The 23,596-nt window shown below is 57.8% G+C and carries 22 protein-coding genes; 7 read left to right on the top strand and 15 right to left on the bottom strand.

Going from position 1 to position 23,596, the window contains the following annotated elements; all coding sequences use genetic code 11:
• Window positions 1-17: 17 nt before the first annotated feature.
• The 5 genes from HMPREF3178_RS28860 to HMPREF3178_RS28840 are packed head-to-tail and all read right to left on the bottom strand — an operon-like array spanning window position 18 to window position 4,982.
• Complete coding sequence (locus tag HMPREF3178_RS28860; protein WP_004100931.1) at window positions 18-359, bottom strand: PTS fructose-like transporter subunit IIB; 342 nt, start codon at window positions 357-359, stop codon at window positions 18-20.
• A gap of 15 nt (window positions 360-374) precedes the next feature.
• Window positions 375-1,250 (bottom strand): [formate-C-acetyltransferase]-activating enzyme, encoded by an 876-nt coding sequence (locus HMPREF3178_RS28855; RefSeq protein ID WP_004100933.1) that lies wholly within the window; start codon window positions 1,248-1,250, stop codon window positions 375-377.
• Window positions 1,216-3,513: a formate C-acetyltransferase gene (locus HMPREF3178_RS28850; protein ID WP_017146153.1), complete on the bottom strand. Its 2,298-nt coding sequence runs from the start codon at window positions 3,511-3,513 to the stop codon at window positions 1,216-1,218. Before HMPREF3178_RS28850 ends, HMPREF3178_RS28855 begins: the two co-directional genes overlap by 35 nt.
• Window positions 3,514-3,564: 51 nt before the next feature.
• A complete protein-coding gene (locus HMPREF3178_RS28845; protein WP_004100938.1) occupies window positions 3,565-3,885 on the bottom strand; it encodes a PTS fructose-like transporter subunit IIB in 321 nt (106 codons plus the stop codon).
• A 20-nt stretch (window positions 3,886-3,905) separates the two neighbouring features.
• On the bottom strand, window positions 3,906-4,982 hold the full coding sequence (locus HMPREF3178_RS28840) for a PTS fructose transporter subunit EIIC (RefSeq protein ID WP_017146152.1): 1,077 nt from the start codon (window positions 4,980-4,982) through the stop codon (window positions 3,906-3,908).
• Between the two features lie 308 nt (window positions 4,983-5,290).
• Here HMPREF3178_RS28840 and ptsP point away from each other — a divergent pair, with 308 nt between their 5' ends.
• Entirely contained in the window at window positions 5,291-7,792 is a 2,502-nt protein-coding gene (gene ptsP, locus HMPREF3178_RS28835) for a phosphoenolpyruvate--protein phosphotransferase (RefSeq protein ID WP_024274013.1), read from the top strand.
• A 164-nt stretch (window positions 7,793-7,956) separates the two neighbouring features.
• Here the strand turns inward: ptsP and HMPREF3178_RS28830 are convergent, their stop codons facing one another.
• Window positions 7,957-9,066: a tartrate dehydrogenase gene (locus HMPREF3178_RS28830; protein WP_017146150.1), complete on the bottom strand. Its 1,110-nt coding sequence runs from the start codon at window positions 9,064-9,066 to the stop codon at window positions 7,957-7,959.
• Between the two features lie 82 nt (window positions 9,067-9,148).
• Between HMPREF3178_RS28830 and HMPREF3178_RS28825 the strand changes: the two genes are divergently transcribed.
• Complete coding sequence (locus HMPREF3178_RS28825) at window positions 9,149-10,129, top strand: LysR substrate-binding domain-containing protein (protein WP_029496840.1); 981 nt, start codon at window positions 9,149-9,151, stop codon at window positions 10,127-10,129.
• On the opposite strand, the gene HMPREF3178_RS28820 is transcribed toward HMPREF3178_RS28825, so the two are convergent.
• The 4 genes from HMPREF3178_RS28820 to puuD form a co-directional block, all read right to left on the bottom strand.
• Window positions 10,126-11,406, bottom strand: a complete 1,281-nt coding sequence (locus tag HMPREF3178_RS28820; protein ID WP_004112063.1) for an NAD(P)/FAD-dependent oxidoreductase — start codon at window positions 11,404-11,406, stop codon at window positions 10,126-10,128. The genes HMPREF3178_RS28825 and HMPREF3178_RS28820 overlap by 4 nt on opposite strands.
• Before the next feature lie 2 nt (window positions 11,407-11,408).
• The gene (puuC, locus tag HMPREF3178_RS28815) at window positions 11,409-12,896 is read right to left on the bottom strand and encodes an aldehyde dehydrogenase PuuC (RefSeq protein WP_004100952.1); all 1,488 of its coding nucleotides are present in this window, start codon (window positions 12,894-12,896) and stop codon (window positions 11,409-11,411) included.
• 238 nt (window positions 12,897-13,134) lie between these two features.
• Entirely contained in the window at window positions 13,135-13,692 is a 558-nt protein-coding gene (puuR, locus tag HMPREF3178_RS28810) for an HTH-type transcriptional regulator PuuR (RefSeq protein WP_004100955.1), read from the bottom strand.
• Window positions 13,693-13,717: 25 nt separating this feature from the next.
• Window positions 13,718-14,470, bottom strand: a complete 753-nt coding sequence (gene puuD / locus HMPREF3178_RS28805) for a gamma-glutamyl-gamma-aminobutyrate hydrolase (RefSeq protein ID WP_160887670.1) — start codon at window positions 14,468-14,470, stop codon at window positions 13,718-13,720.
• 224 nt (window positions 14,471-14,694) lie between these two features.
• On the opposite strand from puuD, the gene puuA reads away from it, so the two are divergent.
• Together puuA and HMPREF3178_RS28795 are read left to right on the top strand one after the other, a co-directional pair.
• Window positions 14,695-16,113: a glutamate-putrescine ligase gene (gene puuA / locus HMPREF3178_RS28800; RefSeq protein WP_004112067.1), complete on the top strand. Its 1,419-nt coding sequence runs from the start codon at window positions 14,695-14,697 to the stop codon at window positions 16,111-16,113.
• A gap of 352 nt (window positions 16,114-16,465) precedes the next feature.
• Complete coding sequence (locus HMPREF3178_RS28795; protein WP_004100961.1) at window positions 16,466-17,857, top strand: APC family permease; 1,392 nt, start codon at window positions 16,466-16,468, stop codon at window positions 17,855-17,857.
• 122 nt (window positions 17,858-17,979) lie between these two features.
• On the opposite strand, the gene HMPREF3178_RS31225 is transcribed toward HMPREF3178_RS28795, so the two are convergent.
• Window positions 17,980-18,102 (bottom strand): small membrane protein, encoded by a 123-nt coding sequence (locus HMPREF3178_RS31225; RefSeq protein WP_004100963.1) that lies wholly within the window; start codon window positions 18,100-18,102, stop codon window positions 17,980-17,982.
• A 273-nt stretch (window positions 18,103-18,375) separates the two neighbouring features.
• Between HMPREF3178_RS31225 and HMPREF3178_RS28790 the strand changes: the two genes are divergently transcribed.
• Together HMPREF3178_RS28790 and agp are read left to right on the top strand one after the other, a co-directional pair.
• Window positions 18,376-18,600: a hypothetical protein gene (locus HMPREF3178_RS28790; protein WP_004112069.1), complete on the top strand. Its 225-nt coding sequence runs from the start codon at window positions 18,376-18,378 to the stop codon at window positions 18,598-18,600.
• Window positions 18,601-18,737: 137 nt separating this feature from the next.
• The gene (gene agp / locus HMPREF3178_RS28785) at window positions 18,738-19,985 is read left to right on the top strand and encodes a bifunctional glucose-1-phosphatase/inositol phosphatase (protein WP_004100966.1); all 1,248 of its coding nucleotides are present in this window, start codon (window positions 18,738-18,740) and stop codon (window positions 19,983-19,985) included.
• Window positions 19,986-20,124: 139 nt separating this feature from the next.
• On the opposite strand, the gene HMPREF3178_RS28780 is transcribed toward agp, so the two are convergent.
• A complete protein-coding gene (locus HMPREF3178_RS28780) occupies window positions 20,125-20,352 on the bottom strand; it encodes a YccJ family protein (protein WP_004100967.1) in 228 nt (75 codons plus the stop codon).
• A 20-nt stretch (window positions 20,353-20,372) separates the two neighbouring features.
• Window positions 20,373-20,969 (bottom strand): NAD(P)H:quinone oxidoreductase, encoded by a 597-nt coding sequence (gene wrbA / locus HMPREF3178_RS28775; RefSeq protein WP_004100968.1) that lies wholly within the window; start codon window positions 20,967-20,969, stop codon window positions 20,373-20,375.
• Window positions 20,970-21,343: 374 nt separating this feature from the next.
• Here wrbA and HMPREF3178_RS28770 point away from each other — a divergent pair, with 374 nt between their 5' ends.
• Window positions 21,344-21,517: a con-10 family general stress protein gene (locus tag HMPREF3178_RS28770; protein ID WP_004100969.1), complete on the top strand. Its 174-nt coding sequence runs from the start codon at window positions 21,344-21,346 to the stop codon at window positions 21,515-21,517.
• A 240-nt stretch (window positions 21,518-21,757) separates the two neighbouring features.
• Here the strand turns inward: HMPREF3178_RS28770 and rutG are convergent, their stop codons facing one another.
• Together rutG and rutF are read right to left on the bottom strand one after the other, a co-directional pair.
• Complete coding sequence (rutG, locus tag HMPREF3178_RS28765; RefSeq protein WP_004112072.1) at window positions 21,758-23,080, bottom strand: pyrimidine utilization transport protein G; 1,323 nt, start codon at window positions 23,078-23,080, stop codon at window positions 21,758-21,760.
• 21 nt (window positions 23,081-23,101) lie between these two features.
• On the bottom strand, window positions 23,102-23,596 hold the full coding sequence (gene rutF / locus HMPREF3178_RS28760) for an NADH-dependent FMN reductase RutF (RefSeq protein ID WP_004100971.1): 495 nt from the start codon (window positions 23,594-23,596) through the stop codon (window positions 23,102-23,104).

Raw genomic sequence — 23,596 nt, 5'->3', positions numbered from 1 at the left:
TCCGGGATTTCCCGCTCTCAAGGGATCTCAATATAAACCACCGGCTTTTTCATAATGCATTTAACCGCTTCGACAATCTGCTGCGGCTGCAGCAGAAAAGTTTTGATGCTGGTCTTAATGGTGCGGATGCCGTTGAAGCGTCTGGCATCGTCAATTTCAATATCCGTCACCAGCAGAACGACATCGGCATGGGCAATATCGTCAGCGGTAATTTTGTTCTCAACCCCCAGCGCGCCCTGGGTTTCGATTTTGATATTCCATTTCTCATGGTGGCCGACCTTTTCCAGGCGTTCGGCCGCCATATAAGTGTGAGCGACGCCGCTGACGCAGGCCGTGACGGCAACGATATTGAAATCCATAGCATCCTCCAGGCGTTATCCGCCAATGGTCACGCTAAAACCGGCCCGTTCGGCCAGCGTCTTGAATGGCTGAATCTCAGATTCTGCAGGGGCCTTAATCATCGACATCGACCATTTTTTTCCCAGTAAATGATATTTTGGTTCGCCGAACTGATGGAACGGCAGAAGATGAATTTCGCGCAGCTTAAAGGGGGCCAAAAACGCCAGGATCTGGCGGAAATTCTCTTCGTTAAGCGTAAATCCCGGAATCAGCGGCACCCGGGGAATTAGCGGGATTTGGGCTTCGACCAGACGGGTGAAGTTATCCAGCACCCGCGGCATATTCATCCGCAGCTGCTCCCGGGCCAGCGTTTCATCCATGATTTTCAGGTCGAACAGCACTTCGTCGCACGCCTGAGCCAGCGGAAAAAAGCGGCTGAACGCGGTATCGCCCGCTGTTTCAATTGCCGTTCTGATCCCCCATTCGCGCAAGCGGCGCAGAAAACGCGCGGCAAATTCGGCCTGCATCAGGACTTCGCCGCCCGACAGGGTCACGCCGCCGCCCGAGGCACGGAAGAAGATCTCATCCTTCAGCACCTCTTTAAGCAGATGATCGAGGGTAACGTCGCGGCCAATCTGCTCCCACGCGCCGGAGGGGCACTCGACCACGTCCTGCTGGCAGCGCGAGCAGCGCAGGCACTTGCTCTCCCGGCGTACGGTCTGAATTTTCGGCGAGATCGACTCCGGATTAGCGCACCACGGACAGGTATGCGGGCAGCCCTTAAAAAACACCACGGTGCGGATCCCCTGACCGTCATTCAAAGAGTAGCGCTGGATGTTAAAAATGCGCGCCTTATCGGCGCGCGTTTCCATGACCTCACAGCTGATGCGCGGTGCGGCGGATAATGTCATCCTGAATCTCCTGCGACAGCTCAACGAAAAAGGCGCTGTAACCCGCAACGCGCACCACCAGACCGGCAAAATCCTGCGGCCGCTGCTGGGCTTCGCGCAGCGTATCGGCGTTGACCACGTTGAACTGAATATGCTGTAGCCTCAGCCTGGTGAATGCCTGCAGGAAGTCGGCCAGCTTATTCAGGCCGCTGTCGCCGGCAAGCGTTGCCGGGGTGAATTTGACGTTCAGCAGCGTACCGTTGGAGAGCAGAAAGTTATCCAGCTTGCTGACCGACTTGAGCACCGCGGTCGGTCCCTGAACGTCCTGGCCTAGCATCGGCGACAGCCCGCCGTCCGCCAGCTGTTCTCCCGCCAGGCGTCCGTCCGGGGTGGCGCCGACGACCGAACCGAGCGGCACGTGGGCAGAGACGGTATAGGAACCCGGCGTAAACTGACCGCCGCGCGGGTTCTGGTATTGTTCTACCTCTTTGCAGTAAAAGCGCAGTAGATCGGCGCTGATGTTGTCCACTTCGTCAATATCGTTGCCGTATTTCTCGAAGCGGTTGATCAGGCGAGCGCGAATTTTTTCCCCTTCCGGCGTCTGGAAATTGGCTTTCAGCACTGCGATAAGTTCAGCGAAGCTGAGCCGTTTCTGCTCAAAAACCATCCCTTTTAGCGCGTGCAGCGAGTCGCTGAGGTTAGCAATGCCGATGCCCTGGACCCCGGAGAAGTTATAGCGCGCGCCGCCTGCGGTAATATCCTGACCGTGCTGCACGCAATCCTCAATAAAAGAAGAGAGCAGGGGAACCGGCGCCCAGTCGCGGTGGCCGATATCGCAAATGTTGCTGCCTTCCACCATCAGCTTAATGTAATAGCGAATCTTGTCGCGGATCTGGTTAATCAGCCCATCCCAGGTGATATCAGGATTGCTTTCGTTTTCCAGCATCACGATTTCCATCACCTTCAGCAGGTTAAACATGGCGATATCGTGCAGGCCGTAGGTGCGCCCCGGGATCGACAGCTCAACGCAGCCAACCACCGAATAATCCCGCGCGTCCTCCAGCGATACGCCGCGGTTGAGAAATGCCGGGATCACCACTTCATCATTAAAGATTTGCGGAATGCCGGTACCGAGGCGAATGGTCTCGGCGGTTTTGCGCAGGAAAGGACGATCGATGAGTTCGTTGACGCGTACGCCAAGGTTCGGCTGCGGCAGTCGAACGTTCTGGTAGGCGTCGAGGGACAGAAACGACAAAATATTAACCGCGCTGCGTCCGGTCTCGGTCAGGCCGCCGAGCAGCGCGGTATAGCCGGTCGGGAAGCCTGCAAAGTAGCGCGCGCTGCTGGTGGAGCGCAGCAGAACGATATCGTTGCACTTCACCCACAGCGACTCCAGCAGCTCCTGAAGAAACTGCGGATCCTGGCCGCGATTCAGCGAAGCCTGATAGTACGGCAGCATGTACTGGTCAAAACGTCCCAGCGAGATGGAGCTGGCGTTGGATTCATACTGCAAAATGATGTTCATATACCAGAAGAGCTGGCAGGCCTGCCAGAAATCTTCCGGGCGGTGTACCGCATTATGGCGGGAGATGTTGGCGATGGTCTCCAGCTCTTTGCGCCGCTGTTCATCAGCACAATCGGCGGCCATTTCATCGGCAAGGGCCGCATAGCGCAGAATATGGCGCTGGGAGGCTTCCAGCAGGATCAGCACCGCCTGATAAAAACTGTTCTGCGGGTGCTGCTGACGCACCGCCTTAATCTCCGTCACCAGCGCGGCGAGGCCGTTTTCCAGCAGGCGAGGGTAGTCGATAATGATATGTCCCTGGCCCTTATCGGTCTGGTTGACGCTAAAAATCTGCGTGCTGACGGCGTTTTTGACTTCATCGGTCATCTGGGCGTTGATGAAGTCCTTCATCGAGCGATTTTCCCAGTAGGGGAACAGCTCTTCGCGATAGATGCGCTTGTCTTCTTCGCTGATATTGAAACGGTCCTGCGGGCGGGTCGGGAACTGGTCCAGCTCCTTGAGCAGCCAGTAGGGGTCCATCTCCGGGGACATAATTCCGGCGCGCGGCTTGATGGTCCGGTTGCCGGCAATCAGTTCATCATCACGAATCGAAATCTGCACATGATCGAGGATCCATGCGGTCGCTTTCGCCCGGCGGATCATTACCGGCTCACCCTCCGTCTGTTTATGGCTGGCGGTGTAGAGCAGCGCCCGCTCGAGTGAGATTTCGCGCGGGTTGGCGAACAGAAGATCTTTTAAGCGTTGAGTGCGATTGGTCATGACAAACTCCATGTTATTTTGCGGGGCGCAGGGCGCGCCCCGGGCATTCAGTCAGGCATTCTGTGAAAGGTGGCTGTCGATTTTGTTCATAATGGCTTCGGCGCGCTTCACGGCATCACTGATGTTGACGCGCACGATGGTTTTACCGGCAAAGCGTTCTTCAAACTTAATGCCGATATCTTTGGTCAGAATCACCATATCGGCGCTGGCGACGTCTTCTGCGGTCAGCTCGTTCTCAATGCCGATGGAGCCCTGAGTCTCGACTTTGACCTGCCAGCCTTTGGCTTTAGCGGCGCTCTCCAGCGATTCGGCGGCCATATAGGTATGGGCAACGCCAGAGGGGCAAGCGGTAACGGCGATAATTTTGGTCATACGATATTCCTTCCACTGTTTCAGTTAATTTCGAAATCAAGATCCATCTCGTCATCGGCTTTGGCGTCTGACGTTTTCTTTTTCGCCAGGGCTTTGAGCAGAATGACGCAGGCGGCGCTGACGATGGCGCCGACCGCCAGACCGGCAACAAACCCGCCTTTACCTTCGACGACCGGCAGAACGATGAGCCCGCCCCAGCCGGCGTAGCACTGGGCGCCGAGCAGCGCGGCGGTTACGCAGCCGGTGGCGGCGCCGATCATATTGGCCGGGATAACGCGCAGCGGGTCGGCGGCGGCGAAGGGGATCGCGCCTTCGGTCACGCCAACGCAGCCCATCACCAGCGCGGCTTTCCCGGTTTCGCGCTCTTCCGCGGAGAAATATTTACGCCCAATCAGCGTTGCCAGGCCCATGCCCAGCGGCGGCACGGCGATACCGACGGCGGCGATGGCCACTACGCTGTAAACGCCTTGGGAAACGCAAATCAGCATGAAGGCGTAGGCGACTTTATTCACCGGACCGCCCATGTCGAAGGCCAGCATCAGGCCCATAATGATGGCGAGAATAACGATGCTGCCTTCGCGCATGCCCTGCAGCCAGCCGGTCAGACTGGCGGTCAGCGCGCCAATCGGCTCGCCGAGACCCCACATCATGATCCCGGCGGTTATAAAGGTGCCGATAATCGGGATAACGAAGATGGGCATCACCGAGCGCAGCACCTTGTGCACCGGGATTTTCTTCAGGTAGTAAACCACCAGCCCGCCAATGATCCCGGCAATCAGCGCGCCGAAGAAACCGGCGCCGAAGCTGTTGCCGACCCAGGCGCCGATGGCGCAGGGGGCCAGCGCCGCGCGGTCGGAGATGGAGTAGCCGATATAGGCCGCCAGAAATGGCACCATTAGCGTCAGACCGGCGACGCCGATATCAAACAGTTTTTTCAGGTTAGGGTCGGTGGCGGCATCGGGCACCGCGCCCTTGCCGTACAACATGACGGAGACTGCCAGCAAGATCCCACCGGACACGACAAACGGGATCATATGTGAAACCCCGGTCATGAGGTGCTGGCGGGTATTTTTTAATATTTGCACCAGTTCGTTCATTGTTTTTCTCCTGAGCGCTGCGTGGCCCGTGACTGAGTTGATGTCTCAACATTAGAAAAAGGGCGGCGCATAAAATAGTAGAGAAAAAGTGCATTTACTGGATATTTGTAAGGCGAGGAGAAAATTGCGATCCACCTCAAATCTTAGTTCTGGTGGGTTTTTGACGCCCTTCACGAGGCGATTTGTGACCACGAGCATAAAAAAGATTCAGCCATACAATTATCCAGTAATTACCACTTTTATCGTGTAGTGGCGGGCGGCTTCTTTCTTTACCTTTTGGCTAATACGCATTATTCAGGAGGAAGGCGATGGCTCTGGTAATTGAATTCATATGTGATTTGCCCAACGGCGTACATGCGCGTCCGGCAAGCCTGGTAGAAACGCTGTGCAATACTTTTTCATCTTCGGTCGAATGGGTAAACACCCGCACAGAAGGACGCGGAAACGCCAAAAGCGCGCTGGGGATTATTGGCACCAATACCTTAAAGGGCGACCGCTGCCAGCTTGTTGTCAGCGGTGAAGATGAACAGCAGGCGTTTAATACACTGACGGCGTTCATCACCGACGAGTTCCCGCACTGCGATGCGCCGCTGCCGGCGGCGGAGCAAATGGCCGTTCAGCCGGTTCCTGAATCCCTCTCGCGTCTTAATCCTACCCTGTTTCACGCGCTGCCGGTCTGCGCCGGCAGCGCGGGCGGCAGGCTCACCCATCTTAAGTCCCTCGACCTGCGCGATTCAGGCGCGCTGCCTGTAGCGGGCGCAATCGAACAGGAACAGGCGGCGCTGGACAGGGGCCTGACCCTGCTGGTGAAAAATATTGAGTTCCGCCTGCTGGATAACGACGGTACCGCCAGCGCGATCCTTGAGGCGCATCGCTCTCTGGCCACCGACGCCTCGCTGCGCCAGCATCTGCTGGACGGGCTGTTGAACGGTCTGAGCTGCGCTGAAGCGGTGGTCGCGACCGGCGAACATTTTTGCGCCCAGTTCAGCGCTTCCGGTAATAGCTATTTGCAGGAGCGGGTGCTGGACGTGCGCGATGTGTGCTTCCAGCTTCTGCAGCATATCTACGGTGAGGATCGTTTTCCGGCACCGGGTAAGCTGACCGAAGAGGCCATCTGCCTCGCCGATGAACTCACCCCCAGCCAGTTTCTTGAACTGGATAAAACGCTGCTTAAAGGCCTGCTGCTGCGCAGCGGCGGCACCACTTCACATACGGTGATCCTCGCGCGTTCGTTCAATATTCCTACCCTGGTGGGCGTCGATATGGAGGCGCTGCTGCCGTGGGTCGATCGCCGGGTACAGATTGACGGTAACGCCGGGCTGGTGGTGGTGAATCCCGATGAAGCGGTGGCGCGCTACTATCAGCAGGAGGCCTGGGTACAGGCGCAAACCCGCCGCCAGCAGCAGGCCTGGCTGGATAAAGAGGGCCGAACGGAAGACGGTATTCGTCTGGAGGTGGCGGCCAACATCGCCCATTCGGTAGAGGCGGCGGCGGCCTTCAACAACGGCGCGCAGTCGGTAGGACTGTTCCGCACCGAGATGCTCTACATGGACAGGCCCAGCGCGCCGTCGGAAAACGAGCTGTATAACATTTTTTGCCAGGCGCTGGAGCCGGCCAACGGGCGCAGCATTATCATCCGTACCATGGATATCGGCGGCGACAAGCCGGTGGCCTACCTCAACATCCCGGCGGAGAATAACCCGTTCCTCGGCTACCGGGCGGTGCGTATTTATGAGGAGTATCAGGCGCTGTTCCGCACTCAGCTGCGGGCGATTCTGCGCGCTTCCGCGCACGGCGCGCTGAAAATCATGATCCCGATGATCTCCTCGATGGAAGAGATCTTATGGGTCAAAGAGCAGTTGGCGGATGCTAAACAGTCGCTGCGCAGCGAACATATCCCGTTTGATGAAAAGATCCCGCTGGGCATTATGCTTGAGGTGCCGTCGGTGATGTTTATCATCGATCAGTGCTGCGAAGAGATTGATTTCTTTAGTATCGGCAGCAACGACCTGACCCAGTACCTGCTGGCGGTGGATCGCGATAACGCCAGGGTGACGCGCCACTACAACAGCCTCAATCCGGCTTTTCTGCGCGCGCTGGATTACGCGGTTCAGGCGGTGCATCGTCAGGGGAAATGGATTGGCCTGTGCGGCGAGCTGGGGGCTAAAGGTTCGGTGCTGCCGCTGCTGGTGGGGCTGGGGCTGGATGAGTTGAGCATGAGCGCGCCGTCGATTCCGGCAACCAAGGCGCGTCTGGCGCAGCTTGACAGCCGCGCCTGCCGTCAGCTGCTTAACCAGGCGATGCAGTGCCGTACTTCATTAGAGGTAGAACATCTGCTTGCCCAGTTCCGCATGACCCAGCAGGACGCGCCGCTGATTACTCCGCAGTGCATTACGCTGAACAGCGACTGGCGTAGCAAAGAGGAGGTCATTAAGGGCATGACTGATAATCTGCTGCTGGCCGGGCGCTGCCGCTATCCGCGTAAGCTGGAAGCCGATCTGTGGGCTCGCGAAGCGGTGTTCTCTACCGGTTTAGGCTTTAGCTTCGCCATTCCACACAGTAAATCTGAGCATATCGAGCAGTCGACCATCAGCGTCGCCCGTCTGGCGCAGCCGGTAGCGTGGGGCGACGACGAGGCGCAGTTTGTGATTATGCTGACGCTTAATAAGCATTCGGCGGGGGATCAGCATATGCGTATTTTCTCGCGGCTGGCGCGGCGCATTATGCATGAAGAGTTCCGGCAATCGCTGGTGACGGCGCAGAGCTGCGAGGCGATCGCGACGCTGCTGCAGCGCGAGCTGGAGCTGTAATTCGGTCCGGAGAATCTCCCCGGTGGCGCTTGCGCTTACCGGGGCTACGGGTTTCCAGCGATCTGCGGGGCGGTAGCCCGGGTAAGGCGTTTACGCCGCGACCCGGGATATCCGGGCCCGGTGCTTGAGGGAGGCTGTCCGGCGACCATTGCCGAAAGCGGCGCTTACGCGCCTGTTCGGGCGACCTGGTGTCCGGCAATAGCCCGACAAATGGCCTCGCCCACCTGCTGGGTGGAGGCGGTGCCTTTCATATCCGGTGTCTTTGGTCCGCTGGCAATAGTCTGCTCAATCGCTGCGAGAATGCCGTCATGGGCGGCCTGGTAGCGAGCGTCACCGTTGCCGAGGAAGTCGAGCATCATCGCGCCGGCCCAGATGGTGGCAATCGGATTGGCGATATTTTTGCCGTAGATATCCGGCGCCGAACCGTGTACCGCCTCAAACAGCGACGGAAAGGTGCGATCCGGGTTGAGGTTTGCCGATGGGGCAATGCCGATGGTGCCCGTACAGGCCGGGCCGAGATCGGAAAGGATATCGCCGAACAGATTAGAGCCGACCACTACGTCAAAACGCTCCGGCTGCAGCACGAAACGGGCGCACAGAATATCAATATGCTGCTTATCCCATTTCACCTCCGGGTATTGCTGCGCCATCGCTTCGACGCGCTGGTCCCAGAAGGGCATGCTGATGGCGAGGCCGTTAGATTTGGTCGCCGAGGTCAGGGTTCTGCGCGGGCGGCTTTGCGCCAGCTCAAAGGCGTAGCGCAGGATGCGGTCAACGCCGCGGCGGGTAAACACCGACTCCTGAATCACCACTTCATGTTCGGTTCCCGGATTCACATGGCCGCCAAGAGCGGAATATTCCCCTTCGGTGTTTTCACGCACCACGTAGAAATCGATATCGCCGGGCTGTTTACCCGCCAGCGGGCAGGGGACGCCGGGGAACAGGCGCACCGGACGCAGGTTGACGTACTGGTCGAATTCGCGGCGGAACTTCAGCAACGAGCCCCAGAGGGAGATATGATCCGGGACGATATCCGGCCAGCCGACCGCCCCGAAATAGATCGCATCAAAGCCTTTCAGCTGCGCGTGCCAGTCCTCGGGCATCATAGTGCCGTTTTGGGCGTAATAATCGCAGCTGGCCCACTCGAAGTGCTCGAAGCTTAACGCCAGCCCCCAGCGTTCGGCGGCGGCCTGCAGTACGCGCACCCCTTCCGGCAGCACTTCTTTACCGATGCCATCGCCGGGGATGGCGGCAATACGTAAGGTTTTATTCATCGTTATTCTCAGTTTGAGGTAAGGAAAATTGACTTCATCTCTATCCTATAATTGACTAATTCATAATTAATCCCGTCAACTGGTGAAACATAAAACACGAATCATGAATAATCTTCCGCTGCTGAACGACTTACGCGTCTTTATGCTGGTAGCCCGCCGCGCCGGTTTTGCCGCCGCTGCGGAAGAGCTCGGCGTCTCTCCGGCATTTGTCAGCAAACGCGTATCGCTGCTGGAGCAAACCCTTAACGTCCAGCTGCTGCACCGCACTACCCGGCGAGTGGCTATCACCGAAGAGGGCGAGCGCATCTACGAATGGGGGCAGCGCATTCTGCAGGATGTCGACCAGATGATGGATGAGCTCTCCGATGTGCGGCAGGTGCCGCAGGGAACGCTGCGGATCATCAGCAGCTTTGGCTTTGGTCGGCGGGTGGTCGCGCCGGCGCTCTCCGAGCTGGCCCGTCGCTACCCGCAGCTGGAGATCCGCTTCGACGTCGCCGACCGGCTGGTAGATTTGGCTAATGAAGGGGTCGATCTGGATATTCGCGTCGGCGACGATATTGCGCCCAACCTGATAGCCCGCCAGCTTGCCAGCAATCATCGCATCCTCTGCGCCTCGCCGGCGTTTGTCGCCCGCCATCCCTCGCCGAAACAGCTGAGCGACCTTGCCGCGCTACCGTGTCTGGTGATCAAAGAGCGCGACCGGCCTTTTGGCGTCTGGCAGCTGCGCGATGATAAAGAAGGTGAGCACGCCATCAAAGTGACTGGGCCGCTGTCGTCAAACCACGGTGAAATCGTCCACCAGTGGTGCCTCGACGGGCAGGGGATTGCGCTGCGCTCATGGTGGGACGTAAAGGAGAATATCGCCAGCGGCAATCTGGTACAGCTGCTGCCGGAGTACTATCAGCCCGCCAGTATCTGGGCGGTATACGTGTCTCGGCTGGCGACTTCGGCCAAAATTCGCACCACCGTGGAGTTTTTACGCCACTACTTTCAGCAGCGCTTTCCGCAGCAGTGCGGGGCGGCGATATTGCCGACGGCGGGCGCCGTCGGCCGGGGGGATTAAACGCCGAGCCGATCGCGCAGGCTATAGTAAGCCGCGCCCATGGCGGTAAACGGAATGCGCAGGCTGCGTCCGCCGGGGAACGGGTAGTGCGGCAGCTTCGCGAAGGCGTCAAAACGTTCGGCGTCCCCGCGCAGCAGCTCCGAAATTAGCCGTCCGGCGAGGTGGGTACAGGTGACCCCGTGGCCGCTGTAACCCTGCATATAATAGATATTGTTATCGAGGCGGCCAAACTGCGGCATCCGTGAGAGGGTCAGCAGGAAGTTGCCGGTCCAGCGGTAGTCGATTTTCACCCCCTTCAGCTGCGGGAAGGTTTTCAGCAGCTTCGGCATAATCAATCGCTCAACGTCGTCCGGATCTCGCGCGCCGTAGACCACGCCGCCGCCGTACAGTAGACGGTTATCGGCGGTCAGACGGTAGTAATCCAGCAGATAGTTACAATCCTCCACGCAGTAATTTTTCGGGATCAGCGAGCGCGCCAGTTCCTCAGACAGCGGTGCGGTGGTGACCACCTGGGTGCCGCACGGCATGCTGCGTTTCGCCAGCTCCGGCTCGATCTTATCGCCGAGATAGGCGTTACCGGCGACGATCACGTAGCGAGCGGTCACTTGTCCGCGCGCGGTGGTCACTACCGCCGGGCTGGTGTGCTGAATGCGGGTAACCGGTGATTGCTCGTACACCCGGCCGCCGTTTAGCCGAATGGCGTCAGCTTCGCCAATCGCCAGGTTGAGCGGATGGATATGGCCGCCGCTGCGATCCAGCAGGGCGCCGGTGTAGCGGTCGCTGTCGACTTCGCGGCGAATAGCGCTGGCATCCAGCAGCTCCAGCTGGGTATTGCCGTAGCGCTCCCAGTTGGCTTTCTGCTCTTCCAGAGTTTCCAGCTGTTTATGATTCATCGCGACAAACAGCCCGCCGGGGCGATAGTCGCAGGCAATCTGATAGCGCTGGATGCGCTCGCGAATAATATCGCCGCCTTCAAACATCATGCTGCCGAGCATTTTCGCCGCGTCCGGGCCGTAGGTTTTCTCGATAACGTCGATATCGCGGCTATAGGAGTTAACTAACTGGCCGCCGTTGCGTCCGCTGGCGCCGAAGCCGATGCGCGCGCCTTCCAGCAGCACCACGTCGTAGCCCATTTCGGCCAGATGCAGCGCCGAAGAGAGGCCGGTATAGCCGCCGCCGACGACGCAGACGTCGCAGCCGATCGTTTCTTCCAGCGCCGGGAACGGTTCATAGCGGTTGGCGCTGGCGGCGTAATAGCTGGTGGTATGTTCGGTCATGATTAAGACTCCAGGGCAATCCAGATAGTTTTCAGTTCAGTGAATTTTTCCAGCGCATGCAGCGACTTATCGCGTCCGTTGCCGCTCTGCTTATAGCCGCCGAACGGCACGGTCATATCGCCATCGTTGTAGTTGTTTACAAAGACGGAGCCGGCTTTCAGACGGCGGCTGATGCGGTGCGCGCGGGAGAGATCGCGGGTCCAGACCGCCGCGCCGAGGCCATAGCGGCTGTCGTTGGCCAGCGCCAGCGCCTGCTCTTCGGTTTTAAAACGGGTGACCACCAGCACCGGGCCGAAGATCTCCTCCTGGCTGAGCGCGGAGGCGGGATCGACGTCAACGAAAATGGTCGGGCCAACCGCCGCGGGCCACGGATTTTTGCGTCCATCCAGCAGCAGCGTGCTATGCGCTTCACCGGCGCGAATAAAGCTGTGGACGCTATCGGCGTGGCTGTTGTCGATCAGCATGCCCATGGCGGTATTCGGGTCGAGCGGATTGCCCGGCTGCCAGCCTTTGGCCTGCTCTTTAAGGAGATCGAGAAACCTGTCGGCAATGCTCTCCTCAAGCAGCAGGCGGGTTCCGGCGATACAGACCTGGCCCTGGTTGTAAAAGATACCGCCGGCGGTAGCGTTAACCGCTTTTTGCAGATCCGGACAGTCGGCAAAAACGATATTGGCGCTTTTACCGCCCGCCTCCAGCCAGACGCGTTTCATATTGCTGTCGCCTGCGTCCTTCAGCAGCTGTTTACCCGTGCGGGTAGATCCGGTAAAGGTAATCACTTCGACGTCAGGATGCTGCGCCAGCGCCTGGCCGGCTTCATGGCCGAAACCGCTCACTACGTTGAACACGCCGTCCGGCAGTCCGGCCTCTTTCGCTAAGCCCGCGAGTCGCAGGGCGCTGAGTGGGGATTTTTCCGACGGTTTGAGCACTACGCTATTACCTGACGCCAGCGCCGGGCCAAGTTTCCAGCAGGCCAGCAGCAGCGGAAAATTCCACGGCACCACCGCCGCAATCACGCCAATCGGTTCGCGGACGATCATAGCCAGTTCGTTGCCGCCGGTAGGGGCAACTTCGCCGTAGACTTTATCGATAGCTTCGGCATACCAGCGAATCGCGCGGGCGGCGCCGGGGATATCGTCGCGCAGGCTGTGACGGATCGGTTTGCCGGTGTCCAGGGTTTCCAGCAGCGCCAGCTCTTCGCAATGGGCCTCCATCAGGTCGGCAAACTTATTCAGGACCGCTTTACGCTGGGCAGGAGAGGCCTGCGACCAGTCGCCGCGCTCGAATGCGCTGCGGGCGGCCTGGACCGCGCGATCGACATCGGCCTTTTTGCCGCGCGCGACTTCGGCGAGCGTTTGCTGGGCGGCAGGGTCGATGGTGGCAAACACGCTGTTATCGGCGGCGGCGCTGTATTCGCCATTAATAAATAACCGCGTTTCAATCGCGATGTTCTTTGCTTTTTCTTGCCAGTAAGCCAGGTTGTGAAAATCCATCATGACTCCTTAATGACGTAATCGGAAAAAAAGTGGTGATTTCAGACCCTCAGGGCGCAGGGCGTCCCCGGGGTTGAGTACCGTTTAAATTGCCCATTAACAGGCGTGAATTATCCGGGGCCAGCGGAATACGTTTTTCCGCATTGCGCAAGGTGAACTGCGTTATCTTCGCGCCGCCGGAATTCACCCCGGGCGGCGCAGGCCTGAAGAAAACCTGAGAAAGGCTCAGGCTAATAAATCAGAAGGTGGTGGGAGTATGGGCGCTGATAATTCGGCAGATACCTGCCGAAGTGTTGCTGAAGCTATGCGGTATGCCGGTGTTAATGGCATAACTTTGCCCAGCCACCAGGTGATACGCCTGACCGTTAATGGTCAACACGACTTCACCCTCCAGTATGGTGCCTATCTCTTCACCCTGATGCTTGATCCTCTCCCCGGTTGTGGTTCCAGGCTGGTACGTTTCAAATATCATCGCCAGCGTGCGGTTCGGATTGCCATTGTGAACCAGCTTCATCGATACCCCCTGGCTGCCGATTTCAATCAGATCGTCCTGATTGATAACCACCTGCGGTTCAGCCGGTTTTTCTGGTTCAGAAAAGAATTCCGAGAGCGACAGCCCGTAGACTTTCAGCAGCTTTTGCAGCGTGCTGATGGCAGGACTGACTTTGTCCTGTTCTATGGTGCTGATGGCACTATGTGTTAACCCAGACAGTTCGGCGGCACGACGCTGTGAGAGACCCAGCTGTTGGCGGATCGCTGACAAACGTTTCCCTGGCGCCAGTCCGTCATCGCTCATATTTGCATTTCCTTAACGGTAGTGGTCAGAGTCGCTGTTTTTCAGCGATATAGTTCTGACAGGCGGTGATAAAACCTTCAAACAACATTCGCGACAGGGCGTATTCGCTACTGTTCCATTCAGGATGCCACTGCACGCCGAGGGCGAAAGGATGGTCGTTAACGCTGACCGCTTCCGCTAGCCCGTCCGGAGAACGCGCTTCCACGCGCAGCCGTGGACCCGTCGTTTTTGCTCCCTGCCCGTGTAACGAGTTTACCCAAAACGTGTTGCAGCCCGGTATTAACTGAGAAAGTAATCCTCCCTCCTGAACCTGAACTTCATGCGAGGGCGCGTATTGCTGCTCGACGGGAAGTTCGGGGTCTTCGCGGTGCTCAAGAAGCTCAGGCTGCTCGAACAGACGACGATACAGAGTCCCGCCGGTGGCGACAACCAGTTCCTGTAGTCCACGGCAGATGGCGAAAATGGGGATGCGCCTTTCGAGCGCGGCGTTAATCAGCGCCATGCTCAGAAGATCACGCCCGGGATCGGCGTCAGGCTCATCGCCGTTTTCACCATAAAGGTGCGGCTGTACGTTGCTCGGGCTACCGGGCAGATAAATGCCGTCCAGTTTCGGCAGTAGCGTAGCAAGCAGTTCCGGCTCGGCCAGCGCGTGCGGCAGGGCAATCGGTACGCCGCCGGCGTGAACAATCGCGTTCAGGTACTTCTCTTGCAGAGTCTGGGTCTGGTGACCCTTAAGCCTGTTTCGGCACATCACTACGCCAATAACTGGCTTGTACATTATATTTTCCATGATCGCCCTCACAAAGTGGACTAAATTATGACCGGGTTAGCGGGTAAAACGGCCATTTCGTTCAATATTTTCTCAATCTAGCAGTGGATATTGCCCTTTGCAAACTTAATTTAACATTTGACAAACAATTTGTTTGCATACACATTCGAAGGGTGGACATTATATTTAACAGTGCAATTCAGGGTCCGAAACTACAACAACGGCGGTGAATCATGGAAACCAATATCGTAGAAGTTGAGAATTTTGTTCAGCAGTCGGAAGAGAGACGGGTCAGCGCATTCACCTGGGAAGTGAAGCGCTACCTTGAGCGTTACCCCAATACGCAATACGTTGATGTGCTGTTAACCGATCTGAACGGCTGCTTCCGCGGTAAGCGGATCCCGGTCTCCAGCCTGAACAAGCTGGAGAAGGGCTGCTATTTCCCGGCTTCGGTATTTGCCATGGATATTCTCGGCAACGTGGTGGAAGAGGCGGGGCTCGGCCAGGAGATGGGCGAACCTGATCGCACCTGCGTGCCGGTGCTGGGAACCTTAACCCCGTCCGCGGCGGACCCGGAATACATTGGTCAGGTTCTGCTGACCATGGTTGATGAAGATGGCGCTCCCTTTGACGTTGAGCCGCGGAACGTTCTGAACCGCCTCTGGCAGCAGCTGCGCCAGCGCGGGCTGTTCCCCGTGGTAGCGGTAGAGCTGGAGTTCTATTTACTTGACCGCAAGCGCGACGCGGAAGGCTACCTGCAGCCGCCTTGCGCGCCGGGAACCGGCGATCGCAATACCCAAAGCCAGGTTTACTCCGTCGATAACCTCAACCATTTTGCCGACGTGCTTAACGATATTGATGAGATCGCCCAGCTCCAGCTGATCCCCGCCGACGGCGCGGTGGCGGAAGCGTCTCCCGGCCAGTTTGAAATCAACCTCCACCATACCGATAACGTACTCGATGCCTGCGATGATGCGCTGGCGTTAAAACGTCTCGTGCGTTTAATGGCGGAGAAGCATAAGATGCACGCCACTTTTATGGCGAAACCCTATGAAGAGCACGCCGGTAGCGGGATGCATATCCACATCAGCATGCAGAACAACAAAGGCGAGAACGTGCTGGCTGACGCCGACGGTGAAGATTCCGCGATGTTAAAACGCGCGCTCGCCGGGATGATCGATCTGATGCCGGCATCGATGGCGCTGCTGGCGCCGAACGTGAACTCGTATCGCCGTTTCCAGCCGGGAATGTATGTGCCGACCCAGGCGTCGTGGGGGCATAACAACCGGACGGTGGCGCTGCGCATTCCATGCGGCGATCGGCACAACCATCGCGTCGAGTATCGGGTGGCCGGGGCGGATGCCAACCCGTACCTGGTGATGGCGGCGATTTTTGCCGGCATCCTCCACGGGCTGGATAACCCGCTGCCGTTACAGGAAGAAGTGGAAGGCAATGGCCTTGAGCAGGAGGGGCTGCCGTTCCCGATTCGCCAGAGCGATGCGCTGTGGGAGTTTATGCAAAACGACCACCTGCGCGAGCGGCTTGGCGAACGTTTCTGTCACGTTTATCACGCCTGTAAAAATGACGAATTACTGCAATTTGAGCGTCTGATCACAGAGACTGAAATTGAGTGGATGTTGAAAAACGCCTGATTTTCGCCCCGCAAGGGGCGCTTTAGCATTATCACGAGTAGCATCATACGGCCTGAGCGGAGCCTGGTCGGACGTTTTTGCTGGGAGCCCAGCCATTCCCGGATGCCGCGTTAAGGAGCGCAGGCGGCAACGGGGCTTCAGTTAACGACACAGTGTGTAACGAGGTAGGAAATGATGCAGATGTTTAAATATCCGCAGGGAGAAGGGGGCCGTCATGGCCGCATGGAATGCGCCGCTACCGCCGCTCGTCGGTTCTTTTTACCTTTTGATTTGCCATTAACCCCGTTGCGAAGCAGGTTGGTTTCCCGGTCTCTACGACCGCAAGCCCAGGCGTGCAGCGGGGGAAATGGCCATGGCTATTAATCCCTCTCTCGACAACGCCTCCGGAGCGGGAAAACCGCGCCTGCGCAAATCCCTCAAGCTGTGGCAGGTGGTGATGATGGGCCTCGCCTATCTGACGCCGATGACGGTTTTTGATACTTTCGGCATTGTTTCCGGCATCAGCAACGGCCACGTTCCGGCATCCTATCTGCTGGCGCTGGCCGGCGTGCTGTTTACCGCCATCAGCTACGGCAAGCTGGTGCGCCAGTTTCCCCAGGCGGGCTCAGCCTACACCTATGCGCAGAAATCGATCAGCCCGCACGTCGGCTTTATGGTGGGCTGGTCGTCGCTGCTGGATTATCTGTTCCTGCCGATGATCAACGTGCTGCTGGCGAAGATTTATCTTTCCGCGCTGTTTCCGGACGTGCCGCCCTGGGTATGGGTGGTGACCTTTGTCGCGATTCTGACGGCGGCGAATCTGAAAAGCGTCAATCTGGTGGCGAACTTCAACACCCTGTTCGTGCTGGTGCAGATCTCGATTATGGTGGTCTTTATCGTGCTGGTGGTGCAGGGACTGCATAAAGGGGAAGGGGTGGGCACCGTCTGGTCGCTGCAGCCTTTTATCAGCCAGAATGCGCACCTGATCCCGATTATTACCGGGGCGACGATCGTCTGCTTTTCATTCCTCGGCTTCGATGCGGTGACTACGCTCTCCGAAGAGACGCCGGACGCCGCACGGGTGATCCCGAAGGCGATCTTTCTGACCGCGGTCTATGGCGGAGTGATTTTCATTGCCGCTTCGTTCTTTATGCAGCTCTTTTTCCCCGATATCAGCCGTTTTAAAGATCCGGATGCGGCGCTGCCGGAGATTGCTCTCTACGTCGGCGGCAAGCTGTTCCAGTCGATCTTCCTGTGCACGACGTTTGTGAATACGCTGGCCTCCGGCCTGGCGTCGCACGCCAGCGTTTCACGACTGCTGTACGTCATGGGCCGCGATAACGTTTTCCCGGAGCGTATTTTTGGCTACGTCCATCCGAAGTGGCGTACCCCAGCGCTCAACGTGATCATGGTGGGGATTGTCGCGCTGTCGGCGCTGTTCTTTGACCTGGTTACCGCCACGGCGCTGATTAATTTTGGCGCGCTGGTAGCATTCACCTTCGTTAATCTATCGGTGTTCAACCACTTCTGGCGGCGTAAAGGCTTTAACAAAACGTGGAAGGATCGCTTTCACTATCTGCTGCTCCCGATGGTCGGCGCGCTGACGGTGGGGGTGCTGTGGATTAATCTGGAAGCGACATCCCTGACGCTCGGTCTGATATGGGCGGGGCTGGGGTTACTCTATCTGACTTACCTGACCCGCCGTTTCCGTAAACCGCCGCCGCAGTTTGACGGCGCTAAAGCGGAACAGGCCTGGGAATCGTAACCATTTTTTACGTCGACACAAAGGCAGGCGAAAGCGCCTGCCTTCTTTTTTGTCATTCTCGTTTGAAATCAGGCGGTCGGTAAGAAATAGCAGGGGCAAAAGGTAAGAATAGTGAGGATGAATTATTTCTTTTTCTTATGAGTTGGCAGTTGCGCGGAGCGCCGATCTTTGACGTAGGAGACCAGGCTGTAGACCGCGACTCCCAGCAAAACCACCGCGACGATAAAGAGCAGGATACCTGACATAGATTAACCTAATGTTATGTTTAACATGGAGAAAAAATACCGTGATATCGGGATAATAGCATCGGGATATTTCTTAAAGATGACCCGATGAGTCGGACGAGAATAGACAGCCAGCCGAGCAATGAAATTATTATTTACATGAATAAATGTGAAGAGTAAAGCTCGACGGTGATGAAAAAATGAACGGAGTAACACTCGTTTAAGCGAATTTACAGACCACGGCCCGGCAGGTTGCTACCCTTGGCCCGCTTAAATAGGGGGCGAGAGTAATCAATGGTGAATAAGCATATCGTCGGGCTGGCTGGACTGCTGCTGATGGCGACGTCAGCAAGCAGCCTGGCCGATTCCGGCCATCAATCTATCCATGAACGCGTTGTCGAACGGATTTTAAAACCCTGCGAAGGAAAAAAAGCCGGAGATAAAGTGGTCATCGTTGACCATCACGGCGGCGAGCATGAGGCTATCTGCACTCTGGCGGCAGTACCGCTGCCGCAGTAATCCTGTTCCCTGATTTTGCGACCCTCGGTCATCGCGGAAAGCGTATTTCTTTCCGTACTTTGCGAGCCATTGCCCGGAAAAATGTCATAAATTTGTCACAATCATGGCGATGATAATCACTGACTGAGGATGAAGGGATGAGAAAAAGTCTACTCGCCGCCGCTGTGGCCGGCGCTGTTTTACTGTCCGCTGGCGTTCAGGCGCAGGAACCGGCCGCACCGGAAGGGTACCAGCTTCAGCAGGTGCTGATCATGAGCCGCCATAACCTGCGCGCGCCGCTGGCGAACAACGGCAGCGTGCTGGAGCAATCCACGCCAAAGTCCTGGCCAGAGTGGGATGTCCCCGGTGGACAGCTGACCACCAAGGGCGGAGTGCTGGAAGTCTACATGGGGCACTATATGCGCGAATGGCTGGCGCAGCAGGGAGTGGTGACCAGCGGCGAATGCCCGCCGGAGAACGCGGTCTACGCCTATGCCAATAGCCTGCAGCGTACCGTCGCCACCGCGCAGTTCTTTATCACCGGCGCGTTCCCCGGCTGCGGCGTGACCGTACATCATCAGGAAAAAATGGGCACCATGGACCCGACGTTTAATCCGGTGATCACCGATGATTCCGCCGCCTTCAGCGAAAAGGCCGTACAGGCGATGGAGAAAGAGCGGCAGGGGATGCAGCTGAGCGAAAGCTATAAGCTGCTGGAGGAGATGACCGACTACCGTAACTCCCCGTCCTGTAAAGAGAAGCAGCAGTGCTCGCTGAGCGACGCGAAAGATACCTTTAGCGCTAAATATCAGCAGGAGCCGGGCGTTTCCGGGCCGCTTAAAGTCGGCAACTCGCTGGTTGACGCCTTTACACTGCAATATTATGAAGGTTTCCCGAAAGACCAGGTGGCGTGGGGTGAAATTAACAGCGATAAGCAGTGGCAGGTGCTGTCGAAGCTGAAAAACGGCTATCAGGACAGTCTGTTTACTTCGCCGGAAGTGGCGCGCAATGTGGCCAAACCGCTGGTGAAATATATTGATAACGTTCTGGTAGGGGACGCGGCGAAGTCGGCGAAAGTGACGCTGCTGGTGGGGCACGACTCTAACATCGCCTCGCTGCTGACGGCGCTGGATTTTAAACCTTATCAGCTGCACAACCAGTACGAACGCACGCCCATCGGCGGCAAGCTGGTGTTCCAGCGCTGGCATGATAAGAGCGGCAATCGTGATTTGATGAAGATCGAGTATCTGTACCAAAGCACCGAGCAGTTGCGTAATGCCGATGCGCTGACCCTGCAATCGCCGCCGCAGCGGGTAACGCTGGCGCTGAACGGTTGTCCTGTGGATGACAACGGCTTCTGCCCAATGGATACCTTTAAAAAGGCGATGGCCGAGGCGACAAAGTAGCAGAGCATAAAAAACCCGGAGCAATCCGGGTCTTGCTGCCGATGTTTAGCCGGGTGTTGTCGCCTGGACTGGCGCAACGCGCCGCCTCCGGGAAGCTCATGCAATAAATCCAGGAGGCGGTACTGCGTACCTGTCCGGGCTACACGTTCTTGCGTTCGATGGTTTGTTCGCCCCAGAACAGCGAGTCTTTGTCGGTTTTGGCGAAGGCGCGGGGCAGGACTTCATCGCTGCCTTCTTCCCAGATTTTCTCCGCCAGCTTTTCATCATAATTGGCGAGTTCAAAAATTGCCTCGGCAATTTCAGGAGATGTATTGCGCAGACTTGCCCATTCACCCACGCGGTGGGCCTTTGCTTCTTGATTCGGCATGCTTTTCCTCCTGCTGAAGATTAACCGTGTAATTTAACTGCCAGACCTGCAACGTGTTGACCCTGATAGCGGGCAATGGCCAATTCTTCTTCACTTGGCTGACGCGATCCGTCTCCGCCGGCAATGGTGGTGGCGCCGTAAGGCGTGCCGCCGCGAACCTGCGAGACATCAAACAGCTCCTGAGCGCCGTAGCCAATCGGCACAATGATCATCCCGTGGTGGGCAAGGGTGGTCCAGGTGGAGGTGATGGTCTGTTCCTGACCGCCGCCGGTACCGGTTGAGCTGAATACGCTGGCCAGTTTGCCGTACAGCGCGCCGGATGCCCACAGACCGCCAGTTTGATCGAGGAAGGTGCGCATCTGCCCGGACATGTTGCCGAAGCGGGTAGGGGTACCAAAGATGATGGCATCGTACTCAGCCAGCTCCTGCGGTGTGGCAACGGGGGCGTTTTGTGTTTTCCCGCCTGCTTTGGCAAAAACCTCTGCCTGCATGGTTTCCGGCACGCGCTTCACGACCACTTCCACGCCATCGACTTTGTTAGCCCCTTCGGCGACGGCATGCGCCATGGTCTCGATGTGTCCGTACATTGAATAATAAAGCACCAGAATCTTAGCCATTTGCATCACTCCTCGGTTGCGTTATGCGCCAGCCAGACGACTGGCTACCTTTAAAGATAAGATCTCTGGCGAAGAGTGCAAATGTAACAATCATTTGTTTGATTTATAACAAAAATGCAAAAAATAGCGGCTGTTGCAAAAAGATACATCTTTGGCGGCGCTATTTTAGGCTGTCATAAGAGTTGCTTAGCGCAGAATGTGCGCCATAGCGGCGGTTGTTATCAGAAATCTATTTCAGGATATGACTATCTGCCTACAGCCGCTTCTGTATTCGCTAACCTTAACAGTACGCGATCGGAAAATGGGATCGCGGAGGCTAAGGCCTTTTGTTTCACCTAATGCAGCATGATGTCTAACCTAAATGGAGGTCAGTAATGGCAAACCATCGTGGCGGTACCGGCAACTTTGCTGAAGACCGTGAAAGAGCATCAGAAGCAGGTCGTAAAGGTGGCCAGCATAGCGGGGGAAACTTTAAAAACGATCCTCAGCGCGCTTCCGAAGCTGGTAAAAAAGGGGGAAAAAACAGTCACGGCAGCCGCGATAGCTAGCGCCGTCCTGATTGTCTGCCGATAGGGGTTAATCTCCAGAGCAAACCCCATCGCCCTCACCGCCGACGTGTAGTCGGCGGTTTTTTTTATCCCGATGCATGCAGATGCCGCTAAGCGGAAGTAGCCCCCGCCCTGCGGCTAATGCCTTAGCCGGGCTACGGGTTGGCGCTGTTTTGTCGCCCCGGTAAGCGTAGCGCGACCGGGGATTTCCCGGTACGGGTCTGCTGGCGTTGCACGCTTTCATACCGGGGTGACGTTGGTTTGCCCGGCCTCACGCGGACGGCGGTTAAGCAGAGCGTGGAGCAGAATCGCGCCGAAGGTGGCCGTGCCGATCCCGCCGAGGGTAAAGCCACCGAGCGAAAGCGCAAAATCGCCCGCCCCCAGCACCAGCGTCACTGCCACCATAATCAGATTCGCATTCTGGCTCAGATCCACCCGATTCTGTACCCAAATTCGCGCGCCCGCGACGGCAATCAGGCCAAACACCACGATCGATGCGCCGCCGATCACCGGTCCCGGAATGGTATGGATCAGCGCGCCGAATTTCGGTGAAAACCCAAGCAGCATCGCAATCAGCGCCGCCGCGACGAACACCAGCGTCGAGTACACTTTGGTGACCGCCATCACGCCGATATTCTCCGCATAGGTAGTCACGCCGCTGCCGCCAACCGAGCCGGAGAGCATCGTTGCCAGCCCGTCGCCGACGAACGCGCGGCCCATATACGGGTCCATATTGCGCCCGGTCATCCCGGCAACCGCCTTCAGGTGGCCGAGATTTTCCGCCACCAGAATTACCGCCACGGGAGCGATCAGTATCATTGCCTGGCCGTTAAAGGTCGGGGCGGTCAGCTGCGGCAAACCGAACCACGCCGCCTGCGCAAGCAGGCTAAAATCCAGCGGCTTGCCCAGCCCGAGGCCGTTGGCCAGCAGCGCGTAGAGGGCGCAGGCGATAATCAGCCCGACGAGGATCAGCAGCCGCTGCAGCATCCCGCGGGTAAACACTGCCACCAGGCCGATACAGAGCACGGTCAGCACCGCCATCCAGCCGTCGAACGGCGTCGCTGATACGCTGCGAACCGCAATGGGGGCCAGATTAAGACCAATCGCCATCACCACCGCGCCGGTGACCACTGGCGGCATCAGCCGCTCAATCCAGCGGGTACCGAGTTTCATCACTACCAGACCAATCAGGGTATACACCAGTCCGCAGAGGATAATTCCGCCCAACGCGACGCTAAGGTGCGGGTTAAGCCCCTGGCCGTTGAAGCCGGTGACGGCGATGACCACGCCGACAAAGGCGGCGCTGGAACCAAGGTAGCTCGGCACGCGCCCGCCGGTGACCAAAAAGAACAGCAGGGTGCCGACGCCGGACATCAGGATCGACAGGTTAGGATCTAACCCCATCAGGATTGGCATCAGGACGGTTGCGCCAAACATCGCCACCGCGTGCTGAACGCCCATCACCACGGTTTGCCCGACCGACAGCCGTTCATCGGGGGCCACGACGCCGGACGCGGCGGAGGGGGAGGTTAACTGCCAGCGAGGAAAATCGAAGAGAGCCATGATGAGATCCTGGGTTTAGGGTTAACAGGCTGGACGCATCAGCGTGTGGTAGCCGCGATCGAACCACATCAGTCCACGCGGTTCCGGATGGCGAACAATCGCCGCCACTTCGCAAAACAGAATGTCGTGCGTCCCGACGCTGACGATCTGGCTGATGCGGCAGTCGAAGCTGACCAGCGCTGCCTCCAGACGCGGGCAGCCGGTCGCGCCGGTTTGCCAGTCGGCGGCGGCGAAGCGCTCCGCCATCGGCGTTTTACCGCCGAAAAGGTTCGAGAGTCCTTCCTGACCGGCCGCCAGGGTATTAACGCACAGCGCCTGATGCTGGCTGAAGATCGGCCATACCGAGGCTGAACGATTCAGGCAGACCAGCAGCGTGGGCGGCGCGTCGGTGACGCTGCAAACCGCGCTGGCGGTAAATCCTGCGCGGCCTGCGGGACCATCGGTGGTGATAATGTTCACCGCCGCTCCGACGTGGGCCATGGCGTCGCGAAAGCTTTGTTTATCGGCAAGAGACAT

The organism is Klebsiella sp. HMSC09D12 (genome assembly GCF_001808475.1).
GTDB classification, from domain to species: Bacteria; Pseudomonadota; Gammaproteobacteria; order Enterobacterales; family Enterobacteriaceae; genus Klebsiella; species Klebsiella oxytoca.
Note: the sequence above shows the minus strand (reverse complement) of the source record. Positions and strands in the feature narration are given on the sequence as shown.